This window comes from Sinorhizobium sp. FG01 (assembly GCF_002531875.1).
GTDB classification, from domain to species: domain Bacteria; phylum Pseudomonadota; class Alphaproteobacteria; order Rhizobiales; family Rhizobiaceae; genus Sinorhizobium; species Sinorhizobium fredii_C.
This window is the reverse complement of the sequence record NZ_NWTB01000006.1, coordinates 393,584-405,675: the sequence shown is the minus strand read 5'-3', so window position 1 is coordinate 405,675 and position 12,092 is coordinate 393,584. Positions and strand designations below refer to the sequence as shown.

The 12,092-nt window shown below is 63.0% G+C and carries 12 protein-coding genes; 1 reads left to right on the top strand and 11 read right to left on the bottom strand.

The annotated features are described in order from the left end of the window. Positions 1-4 precede the first annotated feature (4 nt). The 7 genes from CO656_RS12230 to CO656_RS12200 form a co-directional block, all read right to left on the bottom strand. Positions 5-862 carry a carbohydrate ABC transporter permease gene (locus CO656_RS12230; protein ID WP_097525931.1) on the bottom strand — a complete coding sequence of 286 codons (858 nt, stop codon included), beginning with the start codon at positions 860-862 and terminating at the stop codon, positions 5-7. Between the two features lie 10 nt (positions 863-872). Next, complete coding sequence (locus tag CO656_RS12225) at positions 873-1,796, bottom strand: sugar ABC transporter permease (protein ID WP_037419630.1); 924 nt, start codon at positions 1,794-1,796, stop codon at positions 873-875. Positions 1,797-1,930: 134 nt separating this feature from the next. After that, on the bottom strand, positions 1,931-3,376 hold the full coding sequence (locus CO656_RS12220) for an extracellular solute-binding protein (RefSeq protein WP_037419627.1): 1,446 nt from the start codon (positions 3,374-3,376) through the stop codon (positions 1,931-1,933). Between the two features lie 217 nt (positions 3,377-3,593). After that, complete coding sequence (locus CO656_RS12215) at positions 3,594-4,553, bottom strand: sugar-binding transcriptional regulator (protein ID WP_037419752.1); 960 nt, start codon at positions 4,551-4,553, stop codon at positions 3,594-3,596. 350 nt (positions 4,554-4,903) lie between these two features. Further along, positions 4,904-5,872, bottom strand: coding sequence for a DUF3618 domain-containing protein (locus CO656_RS12210; protein WP_097525930.1), 969 nt, complete (start codon positions 5,870-5,872; stop codon positions 4,904-4,906). After that, entirely contained in the window at positions 5,869-6,288 is a 420-nt protein-coding gene (locus tag CO656_RS12205) for a phage holin family protein (RefSeq protein WP_037380277.1), read from the bottom strand. Before CO656_RS12205 ends, CO656_RS12210 begins: the two co-directional genes overlap by 4 nt. Continuing rightward, positions 6,281-6,889 (bottom strand): hypothetical protein, encoded by a 609-nt coding sequence (locus tag CO656_RS12200; protein ID WP_037419618.1) that lies wholly within the window; start codon positions 6,887-6,889, stop codon positions 6,281-6,283. The genes CO656_RS12205 and CO656_RS12200 overlap by 8 nt, the downstream gene beginning before the upstream one ends. Before the next feature lie 236 nt (positions 6,890-7,125). On the opposite strand from CO656_RS12200, the gene CO656_RS12195 reads away from it, so the two are divergent. Then, positions 7,126-9,312, top strand: a complete 2,187-nt coding sequence (locus tag CO656_RS12195) for an amylo-alpha-1,6-glucosidase (RefSeq protein ID WP_097525929.1) — start codon at positions 7,126-7,128, stop codon at positions 9,310-9,312. A gap of 64 nt (positions 9,313-9,376) precedes the next feature. Here the strand turns inward: CO656_RS12195 and rpsU are convergent, their stop codons facing one another. The 4 genes from rpsU to CO656_RS12170 all read right to left on the bottom strand — a co-directional run bounded on the left by rpsU (position 9,377) and on the right by CO656_RS12170 (position 12,091). Next, positions 9,377-9,613, bottom strand: a complete 237-nt coding sequence (gene rpsU / locus CO656_RS12190; RefSeq protein WP_014331582.1) for a 30S ribosomal protein S21 — start codon at positions 9,611-9,613, stop codon at positions 9,377-9,379. Between the two features lie 120 nt (positions 9,614-9,733). After that, positions 9,734-10,021, bottom strand: coding sequence for a hypothetical protein (locus tag CO656_RS12185; RefSeq protein ID WP_037419605.1), 288 nt, complete (start codon positions 10,019-10,021; stop codon positions 9,734-9,736). A gap of 165 nt (positions 10,022-10,186) precedes the next feature. Further along, complete coding sequence (locus CO656_RS12180) at positions 10,187-10,396, bottom strand: cold-shock protein (RefSeq protein WP_037419601.1); 210 nt, start codon at positions 10,394-10,396, stop codon at positions 10,187-10,189. Between the two features lie 261 nt (positions 10,397-10,657). Next, on the bottom strand, positions 10,658-12,091 hold the full coding sequence (locus tag CO656_RS12170; protein WP_097525985.1) for an FAD/NAD(P)-binding protein: 1,434 nt from the start codon (positions 12,089-12,091) through the stop codon (positions 10,658-10,660). Between the last annotated feature and the right edge of the window lies 1 nt (position 12,092).

Genomic DNA, 12,092 nt, shown 5'->3' with positions numbered 1-12,092 from the left:
GCGATTATCCCTTCACCGCACCGAGCGACAGGCCTTCGACGAGGTAGCGCTGGGCGTAGAGTGCGAGAGCGAGCGTCGGCGTGATTGACAGCACGATCGCCGCGGCGATCTGGCCGTATTGGATGCCTGAGGCCGTGACGAAGGCAAGCGCGCCGACCGTCACCGGCTGCTTGTCGGCCGAGGCCAGCACCAGCGCGAAGACGAAGTTGTTCCAGGCGAAGATGAAGGCGAGCAGGCCGGCCGCCGCAATGCCCGGCCCTGCCAGCGGCAGGGCGATCTTGCGGAAGGTCGAGAACCAGGAATGGCCGGCAATGCGATAGGCATATTCGACATCGGCCGAGATGTCCTCGAAATAGCCGCGCACGATCCACAGGATGAGCGGCAGGCAGATCAGCTGATACACCCAGATGAGGCCGAAATAGGTGTTCGCAAGGCCGAGCCACTGGAAATATTGGGTCAGCGGCAGCAGCACCAGCAGGGGCGGCGCGAAGCGGAAGGAGAGCAGCGTGAAGGCGATATCCTCCGAACCCCGGAACTTGTGCCGCGCGAAGGCGTAGGCGGCGGGGACGCCGAGGGCGAGCGCCACGGCGACGGATACGACCGACAAGAACACCGAGTTCCCAAGATTGCGCATGAAGGCGATGTCGAGCGTGCCGGCGGCGGTCTGCAGCTTTCCGGTGATCAGCGCCGCATAGTTGTCCAATGTCGGCGTGAAGACCACCGATGGCGGTATCCTGAGGATCGTCTCGTTTGTCTGGAAGGACATCAGGAAAATCCAGACGATCGGGAACATGAAGAAGACGACGACCAGCGTCAGGGCAACGCCGCGCAGGAGCCGTTCGAGCGGAGACATGGCTTCCATCTTGACCTCTCTACGCCTCGCCGCGGGCGCGCTCGCGCAGCCGGAGCCAGTTCTTGATGAAGACGTTCGACAGAATGTAGGTGATCGCCCACAGGATGATCAGCAGCGCGGCGGAACGGCCGACATTGGTCGACTGGAAGAAATTGAGATAGGCCTCGACCTGGAAGACGGTCAGCGTATCGCCCGGGCCGCCCTGCGTCATCGCATAGATGATGTCGAATTGCTGGATCGAGTCGAGCAGCCGGAAGAGTGTCGCCGTCAGGATGTAGGGCGTCAGCATCGGTAGGGTGATGCGGAAGAACACGAAGCTGCGCGGCACGCCGTCGAGGGCCGCCGCCTCGAAGGGCTGGGTCGGCAGGGAACGCAAGCCTGCAAGCAGCAAGATCATGATGAAGGGCGTGTAGACCCAGATGTCGACGAGCACGACCGTCAGGAGCGCCGTGTCTGGCGAGGAGGCCCAGCGGAAATTCTCGAGGCCGATCAGGCTGGCGAAGTAGCTGAGGATGCCGAAGCCCGGATTGGTCATCAGCTTCCACATCAGAGCCGCCAGCGCCGGCGCCGTCATCAGCGGCAAGAGCAGCATGATCGAGATGAAATTGTTGACGGTCGAGCGTCGCTGCAAAAGCAGGGCAATGCCGAGGCCAAGCAGCAGTTCGAGGACCACCGTGGTGCCGGCATAGACGAGCGAGACCCTGAGCGTATTCCAGAAGCCGGAATCGGTGAAGAAATTCAGGTAGTTCTCGCCCCAGTTGAACTGGCGCGCCCAGGGCTGGCTCAGCCGGTAGCGCTGGAAGGAATAGACCACCGCCGAGAAAAACGGGATCAGGATGCCGATGCAGACGAGAAGCGCCGGCAGGGAAAGCACATAGGGCAGAACCTTCTTGCTGATCCTGAAACCGCGGGGCGTTGCCCCGGATTGCGTCACTGAAGCCATGGCCAGCTCCGTTCAAATGCCATTTCGAAAGGCGATGAAGGGGCCGGCCGCGGCCGGCGCAGCCAGACCCCCTCCTCGTATGCGCATTCGTTGCGGTGTGCCGGGCCCGGCGTGCGGGCCGGCGCCGCCGGCGATCAGCCGAGTCCTGCTTCCGCGAGCTGGCGATTGATGCTCTCGGCGAGCTTGTCGAGCCCCTCGTCGACCGGCACTTCCTTCGCCACCATCTTCTGGAGCGTTGCCGCCCATTCGGTGGTGAGGTCGAAGAACAGGGGCTGGGCGGTGAAGTGGATCTTGGCGCCCGGCGCGGAAATGTCGTGCATCTCCACATAGCCCGGATAGCTCTTCTTCAGCCGCTCGCGGAAGATTTCGTCCTTCCAGACGGTCGCCCGCACCGGGTTGACGAAATCCATCTTCGTCGCGCCGAAGATCGCGTGCTCAAGTCCCGTCGCCCATTGCAGGAAGTACCAGGTCGCGTCCTTGTCCTTGGAGAAGTTGGACATCGACAGCGACCAGATCCAGATGTTCGGCGTCGGTGCGGAGGCGGCCGGATTGGCGGCAAACGGCGCATAGGCAAGCTTGCCAGCCATCTTGTTATCGCCGCCGTTCATGAAGTAGCCGAGGATGTCGGCGTCGTAGATCATCGCCGAGGCGCCGGCGCCGAGGTCGGTGCCGACCTGGTACCAGGTATAGGTCGACCAGTCCTTCGGGCCGCTCTCCTGGATCATCTGCACCCACTTGGCGTGGAAGGCCTTCGATTCCGGCGTGTTCATAGCGGCCGAAAGCTTGCCGTCGGCCGAGACGTTCAAATCCTTTTGGCCGAAGTTCGCATAGCCCGAAAGGAAGCCCGGATGGATCGTCGCCCAGGAGCGCGAGCCGCGTACGCCGATGCCGTAGACCCCGCCGCCGACGTCCTTGGTGAGCTTTGCGGCCGTCGTCAGTAGTTCATCGAGGTTCTTCGGAACGCCGACCCCGACCTTGTCGAACATCTCCTTGTTGTAGGAGAGGTTGTTCTGCTCGTAGCCCCAGGGAATGCACCATTGCTTGGCGTCTTCCGAACCGAGCGCGCCACCCGGCTGGCCGTTCCAGGCGCAGGACGCCTTGACGCCCGGCAGGAAATCATCCCAGCCATATTGGGGGTTGGTCTTCGTCGTATCCTTGATCCATTCGTTGAGATCGGTGATCCAGCCGGCCGGGCCGTAGGTCCAGGTCATGTAGGCGCCGGTCATGAAGGCGTCGTATTCCGACGAACTCGAGGACAGCGCCGCCGTCACCTTGTCGAAATAGACGTCCTCCGGGAAGACGTCGTAGGTGACTTCCATGCCCGTCAGATCCTTGAAGGTCTGCAGGTTGGCGATCATCGCATCGGCATAGGGATGCTTGTTCAAGAGCAGCTTCACCGACTTGCCGGAATGCGCCTTCCAGTCGAAATCGGCGGCAAGCGCCCGGGTCGACATCATGTTGAACAACGTGCCGGCGGTGCCTGCCGTCAGACCTGCCGCACCGAGGCCCTTCAGCATCCCGCGGCGGTCCACCTCGCCGCGCAGGAATGCGCTTATGAGGTCTTTCTCCTTCTCATACATCTGTTTTCTCCTCCGTTGCGGGTAAGAATGCTCCAACGAGCTGACCGGCTACCCGACCGGTACTGCCTCCCCGGCCGCGGTGGTTTCCTCCCCCTGCCGCGGCCTCGAATGTTTCTCCAGCGCCGTGCGTCCTTCTGGACGCTCAGAGGACGCTATAAGTCTTTGAACCTACGCATCGTGCTTTCCGAAAATCGGGTCCGATTTTCGGGCCGATGCGCTAGGCAGCGAGCGCCTGCGCCGTGCGCTCGTCGGTGATCAACCCATTCAAGAGCCCGCTTTCGAGCACCGCACGGATCGCGCGTGTCTTGATCCTGCCGCCGGCGACCGCCACGGTGCGGCGGTCCCGCAGGTCCTTGCGGCCGAGCGTGAAGGTGCGGTTGGAAAGCGTCGTCTCGATCGGCCGGCCCTTTGCGTCGAAGAAGTGGCCGAGCAGCTCGCCCGTGGCACCGCTTTTCTGAATGGCCTCGATTTCGCTCATCTCGATCATGCCGGTGGCAACCAGGGATGCCTCGCGCTCGGCCGTGCCGATGCCGACCATCAGGAGATCGGCCGATTTCGCCAGCTCGAAGACCTCGCGAACGCCGCGCTGGCTGAACAGCACGTCACGGTCCTCGACCGTGTTGGCGAAGAACGGCACCGGCATCACAAAGGCTTCGGCACCGGTACGCTCCGCCAGCCGATGGATCACGTCGTGCGGATTGGCTGAGAACTTGCGCGTCAGGCCGCCGAGCAGCGAGACGAAGCGCGTGTTGTTGCTGGGCGTGCGCGGCAGGTATTCGACGCACGCCGCAAGCGTTCGCCCGTGGCCGACGCCGATCAGCGCCGTCTCGCCCCGCTCGATCTCGCGCCTCAGGAACTGCGCGCCCGAAATGCCGAGCGCCTTCAGCGGCAGATCGTCGCTGTCGAAATCCGGAACGACCTCGCAATAGTCGAGGCCGTAGCGGCCGGAAAGCTTCTGTTCGAGCTCGACGCATTCGGAGACGTCGCCGTCGATATAGACCTTCACCAGGCCTTCCTGGTTGGCCCTCATGATCAGCCGGTGCGCCTTCAACGAGGTGAGGCCGAGGCGCTTGGCGACTTCCGCCTGGGTCAAGCCGCCGGCGTAGTGCAGCCAGGCCGCCCGCGTCGCCATGCTGGCTTCATCATCCCGAACCGCCAATCCCCCGATGATCGCCATCGCTTCCCGTCCGATGCTGCGCCGCGTGACTTTTTGCATTGCATGATATTTTTATCGCCTACTGAAAGAAATTTCACGTTCTGCAAAAAATGTCAACAACGGGGTGGTTGCAGCGGCTCTGTTATGACGATGACTGGAAGTGGACCGGCGTCCGAAGCGCAGTCGAAGGGCAAATGCGGCCCGCCGCCGGCCCCCGTGTGGCTGGGAGGATCAGACTATGAGGGGTGGGGTGGCGAGAACTTCGATGCCGGCGAGGCGAGCATGGTCAAGGGGCGACAGCGGAAACTGTCGCCCGTCGATTGGAGCGGCTTATCGCGGCACTCGTCGATCGGGCCACCGCAGGCGAGCCGTCACTCCCGAAGCGTTTCGCGGACACGGTCCCTGGCGGCGTCGTGGGCTTCCAAGGCGGCATTGCTCGTCTTGTCCAACACCTCCTGTGCCGTGCCGATCGCCTCGCCAACTGCGGCATTTGCCTTCGCGGCGAGGTTGCTGCGCATTTCGTCCGCCGCCTCGCCCATGGCCTCGTCTTCGGCCTCCGTGTGCGGGAGCGTCGCGCCGATTGCCGCACCGACCGCAAAGGCGAGCGCGCCGCCGACCAGCGGCTGATCGCGGAAATGCTGGAGGATCGCGGCATTCAATCGCGCGCCCTGGTCTTCCAGCGACCTTCCCGCCGACTGCACGCTTCCCGCGAGCGACCGGCCGGTGTCCGCAAGGCTCTCGGACATGCGGCTCGCCGAAGCGCTCACCTGCCGCCAGGTTCTCGACGCCCAACCGGAGGCCTCGTCGAACAGGGCACCGGTCTCGTCCCTTATATCCTCGATCTGCTGGCCGGCTGCGTCGGCAAAACCGCGATAGATCTTGCCGCTCTGGTCGATGAAGTGGCCGGCGCGGCGCCCGGCGGCATCCGTCATCGCCCGGAAGCGATTGCCGCTTTCGTCCGCGAAGTGGCTGTAGCGCTCGCCGAAGCTCTCCTCGATCGGGCCGGTGCGTTTCACCGGGCCGGTCACGGTGGCGAGCGGATACTCGTCCGCGGTGTTATCCGGGTATTTCGGCGCGCGTGAGCCCGGATTGGCGAGGAGCCAGGCGAGGCTTACTCCCATCAATGCGACCGGAATGGGATTCGCCTTGAGCGCGGCGCCGAGATTGCCCATATATTCGGCGCCGCCGCTCGATTTGGCATATTCAAGCATCTCGTCCATCAGTTGGCCCGGCGACATCCGTTCCTGGATGGCGTGGAGCTTTTCCTCGATCCGCTGGCGATCGGCCTCGATCTCGCGCTGCAGTTCGGCAGCCGAGTGCGTGTGGGAATAGTCGTTCATTGCACTCTCTCCTTCACGACGTCCAGGTCGCGCTGCAGGGAGCTGGCCGTCTTATCGAACTTGAGGCTGTTGCCGCGCAAGTTCGAGAGACTGCGGGAAATCATCGCCCAGGCGAGAAGCGCGACTACGACGCCTATGATGACGGCCGACAGGGCGTCGGCGTTCGGCTCGATCATGCCCCGCGCGATGAGAAAGGCGGCCAGTCCCTGGACGGCCGCGCTCAACAGCACGCCAATGGCACCGATGGCGAAGATCAGGCCGATTAGTAGCGTCTCCAGGCTGCCTATCGCCCGGTTGACATTCTCCGACGCCTCCGCCTTGGCGAGATCGATTTCCTTGCGGAAAAGTCCCGATATATCCGCCACCAGCCCGGTCATCAGTTCCGATAGGGGGCGGTCGTCCCGATGGTTAAGCATTGCGCCGATCCTCCGTAAAATTCCACCCGCCTTCACTTGGTCGGCTGCTTCCCGATGGCGTTGGCGAGGACGGTTGGGAAACGCTCCGCCTGCTGCGGCGATGAGCCGAGGCCGTCAGGAAACGGCTGGCGGCCAACCCGGCAATGGCCGCCATGCCCAGGAAGGCCAGCGGCTGCTTCCGGCCGAAATCCTCCGCCATGGCGGCAATTTCGCCGAGCTCGCGGCCCTCGATGTCGCGTGCCAAGTCTTGCAGCGAACTGCCCATCTGCTTGGCATAGCGGCCGAGCGCGCGTTGATCCGACTGTTCGAGTTCGCCGCCGACTTTCTCAAGCGCCGTCGCGATGCCGCCAAGCTGGCGTGCGGCCACATTCTTCTCGTCCTCCGCAGCGCGGCTGACGGCTTCCTTGGCTTCTTCCGTCCGCTCATCGGCAAATTGCCGAAGTTCGTCGAGGTCCTCGCGGACGGCTTGCTGCAGGGAACGGTCCATGCCGCCTTCGCCTTCCCTTGTTCCGGCTTCCGGCTGGTTGCCCGCACGGTCCGGCGTCGTTGCGGGGGAACCGGGCTGGTCCCCGAGGTTGCGTCCGCTCGTGTCATTGCTCATCTTGGCTCCTCCCGTCGTGGAACGCGACTGGTTATGTCATTCAAACCAGCCACTTGCAGCCTTGTTCCATGGAGGCGGGTGAGGTTGCCAAGCCGTGCCTCGTCAACGCCGGTTGGCTCCTGCGCAATTGTCCATCCGCTGCCCACTTATTTCCTCAAACTGGGAACAAAATCAGCAGGGTGTTGTTAACGGACATCTTCGCGGGGCGCCCCGCGGTGCGTGCCAAGGGAAGCGCCATGTCCCCTGAGAACGTCGACTCTCCGGTCACCGAGCCGCCCGAATATGCGGTTGCTGCAGCCACCTCCCTGCAGGAACGACGTCCGAACACCTTGAAGCACGGCGATACCTTCGCCGTCTTCGACCACAACGGCGACGCCTATTCGGGTTCCGGCAGCCCCGAAGGGTTGTTCCACCGCGACACACGGCATCTCTCCCATCTCGCCGTGACCATCAACGGCGCTCGACCCTTGCTCCTCTCCTCCACCTTGAGAGACGACAACGCGACGCTGACCTGCGACCTGACCAATCCTGACTTCCTGGACGAGAGCGGCGCACTGGCGCTTCCCCATGATTCGATCCATCTCAGGCGGTCCCGCTTTCTCTGGAACGGCACCTGCTATGAACGGATCCTGGTGCGCAATTTTCATGAGAGGCCGCATCAGATAGAAATCAGGCTGGCCTTTGCAGCCGATTTCGCGGATTTGTTCGAGGTGCGCGGCAAGCAGCGCAAAAAGCGCGGCCAGATGCATCCGCCGACGGCAAAGGCCAGCGAGGTGCATCTTTCCTATACCGGACTGGACGCTCAGAAGCGGACGACCCGGCTTGGCTTCGATCCGCCGCCCTCGCGCCTTTCTGCAACCGAAGCCGTTTTCGAGATCGGTCTTGCACCCGGTCAAAGCCGAACGCTTTTCCTTGAGGTCAATTGCCAGCGGGAGCCGGCGATCACCATCGGTCACAGGTCGTTCTTCTTTGCGCTCCGGGATGCGCGTCGTGCGTTGCGCACCTCTTCGGGGCGGGCGGCGGCGATCGTCAGTTCGAACGAGGTCTTCAACGAGGTCGTGCGCCGCAGCATATCCGACCTCTACATGCTCATCACCGAGACCAATGAAGGACCTTACCCCTATGCGGGGATCCCCTGGTTCAGCACGGTTTTCGGCCGCGACGCGATCATTGCCGCGATCGAAACCCTGTGGCTCGATCCGGAGATCGCCCGCGGCGTGCTTGCGCATCTCGCCGCCAACCAGGCGACCGATTTCGATCCCCTGTCGGATGCCGAACCCGGCAAGATCCTGCACGAGGTGCGCTTCGGCGAGATGGCCGAATTGCGGGAAGTTCCATTCCGCCGCTATTACGGCAGCGTCGACTCGACGCCGCTTTTCGTGATGCTGGCCGGGCAGTACTTGCAACGCACCGGCGACGTTTCGACGATCCGGACGATCTGGCCGAATATCGAGGCCGCGTTGAAATGGATCAGTGTCCACGGCGATCGCGACGGCGACGGCTTCGTCGAATACGGTCGCCGGACCGAGGAAGGGCTCGCCAACCAGGGCTGGAAGGACAGCCACGACTCCGTCTTCCACGCCGACGGTACGCTCGCCAGGGGGCCGATCGCCATCGCGGAAGTGCAGGCCTATGTCTATGGCGCTTGGGAGGCGGCATCGAGGATGCTCAGGGTTCTCGGCCACGAGGACCGGGCGGTCGAGTTCTCGCGCCGCGCCGATGACTTGCGGCATCGCTTCGACGCGATCTTCTTCGATGCGGAACTCGGCACCTATGTGCTGGCGCTTGACGGCGACAAGCAGCCCTGCCGGGTCCGCTCCTCAAATGCAGGGCATGCCCTGCTCACCGGACTTGCGATTCCCGAGCGAGCCGAAGTTGTCGCAAAGACGCTGATGTCGGGCGCCTCGTTTTCGGGCTGGGGGATACGAACCATCCCGGTCACCGAAAGCCGCTACAACCCGATGAGTTACCACAACGGTTCGGTATGGCCGCACGACAATGCCTTGATCGCGCTCGGTCTGGCGCGCTACGGCTTTCGTCTGCAGGCGGCGCGGATCTTCGAGGGACTGTTTGCAGCCTCGACCTATATCGATCTGCGGCGTCTACCGGAGCTCTTTTGCGGTTTTCCGCGCCAGCGCGCCCAGGGCCCGACCTTCTACCCGGTCGCCTGCATTCCCCAGGCTTGGGCGGCGGCAGCGCCGCTATCGCTGCTTCAGTCGTGCCTCGGAATAGAATTCTTTACGAAGCAGATGCAGATCACCTTCGATACTCCCTATTTGCCCGGCTTCATCGAGGAGCTCGAGATCCGGAACCTGCAAATCGGCTCCGGCTCCGTCGACGTGGCGGCAAACCACTCCGGCACCAGCGTCGTCATCGACGTGCTAGAGCGCCGCGGACATGTACGCGTCGTGACAGTCGCCTGACGGAAGGGCTGCGCGGGAGGGCAAATAGAGCCGACGCTCTCGCCCCTGACCCGCACAGACATGCTCAGCGCGTGCGCGCCACTCTTTTCGGCGAGGGCAGAAGGCCTTCGCGCTGCAGTTTCTTGCGCGCAAGCTTGCGGGTGCGGCGAACGGCCTCGGCCTTTTCGCGAGCACGTTTTTCGGAGGGCTTTTCATACGCGCTGCGCATCTTCATTTCGCGGAAGACGCCTTCACGTTGCATCTTCTTCTTGAGAACGCGGAGAGCCTGGTCGACGTTATTGTCTCTGACAAGTACCTGCAAAATACATCCTTTCCGTTTGATGAGTTGCTACATGGTTCCTTCGATCAGAACCAGAGGGCGGGAAATTCCGAGTGCTTCCTTGCGGGGGGATAAGAGGCGCGTGCGCGCTCCAGCCCTTATTCACTTGGCGGTCCTGATGCTCAACGGCTTAAGCCAAGGACTGCCACTGACCGTTGCCGCCGGAACGCGTTCACTGACCGGCAGGGCGCTTTCCGCAGGATCGATATCGTGTTCGAAAATTCGACGTTCAAAGGTCTCGGTCCCGAGCCGGACGCGATACTGTGCTTCTCCGTGTTCGGCTGCAGGCAGGATGCCGACGATACGGCAGGTCCTGTCGGCCGCCAACATCCGCATCAGGTCGGACTTCAGCACGACCGTATCGCCAACATTGTAGGTGTTCCGGCTCATGGCCATCTCCTTCGTCTGTGCCCTTTAGGTGGCACAAGCAAAAAAGGCCGGGCATTACCCCGACCTCCTCTTGAACGCCGCGCATCTTTTCAGACGCGCAACGGCGCCCTGTCATTCAAACGCTCCCTGCCAGTACATCCGTGGTCAGCGGAGGCGAATGACAATTTAAGCAGCTCGCAGATTGTCTGCCGAGCTCTTGCCGGACCTGTTGTCGCGGACGATGTCGTAGGTCACCTTCTGGCCCTCGGCCAGCGAGCGCAGCCCGGCCCGCTCGACGGCGGAGATATGGACGAACACGTCCGTGGAGCCGTCGTCGGGCTGGATGAAGCCAAAGCCCTTGGTGCTGTTAAACCACTTTACGGTGCCTGAACTCATAACGATTTCCTTTCATGGTAGAGATTACGGGCGAGTATTCGCCCGATTTGATCGATATTTGAAAGGAAATCTGGCGAAGCGCATCAGCGCGTAGACAAAGGTCACAAGCAATGTTCGACGGGGTATATATAGATGCTGCTTCGAGATATGCAATGGCAAAACCAAATTTCACCGTGAAAGGCGTCTGCGCACGCCCGAAATTACGATCAAGCCGCTGTTTTTAATCAAAATAATATTTTCTCCGAGTCGGTGGGAGAATTCTCAGGCCGGAGACGGGGTGAAGCCGTTCGCTTCGTTCATCGTGAGCAGCGCCTGGATTTCTCGGGCGACGAAAACCGCATGCTCCGTCACCTGGGGAAGACCCATCAATTCGCCGAAGGTGCCGCGCGCCAGCGGTCCGGCGATGAAGAGGTTCGGCTGCACCCGGCCGTCCGCGCCAACGGCGCGAGAACGAAGATCACATGCAATCCCGAGACCGGTTTCGCAAGGAGCGAGCACGCCGTCCCTCGCAAGTCCCGCCAGGAAGGGCTGAGACTTCAGGATCTCGCCATGGGCGGGGCCGGTGGTTACCACGATCGCATCGACGACGATCCGCCGCGGCGCGTCGCGGCCGCGCTGCCGGAGATCGACCCGGATCTCCCCGTCCTCGATCGCCGCCGATGCGATGGAGGCAGCAACAATTTCCAGTCGGCCTTCCTCGATCGCCTTGTCCAGAACGGTTTCGACCTGCGGCGCTATGCGAAACCGATGCACGTCCCAATAGGATCGCGCCAGCCGCGCAATGCGGCGGCGCTCGACGAGCGGCAAGGCCTGCCAGATCTGCTGGCCCTGCGCCCGCACCGCGTCGATGACCGGATGCCAGCTCAGGCCCTGTTGCCGGGCGTCCCGCAGCGTGCGGCGAATACGGCGAAGAAGCTCCGATGCGCGGCTGGCCGGATCGGAGACGAAGTCGCCAAACGGTTCTTGCGCGATCGCCGGGTGGCCGCAAGACCGCAGGCCGCGCCGCGAAATGGAAACGATCGACCCGCCGTGGCCTCTCTCGGCAAGCGCGGCGACCACATCCGCCGCTGTCAGACCATTGCCGACGATCAGCACGCGATCTGCCGGCGCGATGCCGTCCAGCGCATCGGCGCGCGTTGAATCCGCAACGAGCTTGGGGGAAGACGAAAGCGGCAGCAGAGCATTTGGCAGCGCCGGCGCCGCATGCGTGACGGCAAGAACGGCAATGCCGGCGACGAGTGCCTCCCCATCCTCCGCAAGGATCGTCCACTGGCCTGCAGATCGCTTCATTTCAAGTACGCGCTTGCGCCTGTGCTCGATCGCCCCGCTGGCGAGACAAGGGGCGAGTTCGGCCGCGACATAGTCGCCGAACACTGACCGCCGCGGATAGGCTATGCCGTCGGGACTATTGGAGCCCGGATCGGTCGCGACCGTATCGGCTCGGACGACGTAGTCAGCGAAGCTTTCCGACTCGTCCGGATAAAGGCTCATCTTGAAGGCCGGCACATTGATGCGATGCGCGGGCTCTGCCGTGTCATAGGCAAGGCCGGAGCCGAGCCTGGCGCGGCGTTCGAAGACGACGATCCGCGCCGCTCGCTCCACGCCCAGAGAGCGCGTGAGATGCAGCGCAACGGCGGCACCGCTGAAACCGCCTCCGATGATCGCGACGACCGGCAAAGGCTCGAGTGTCCGCATG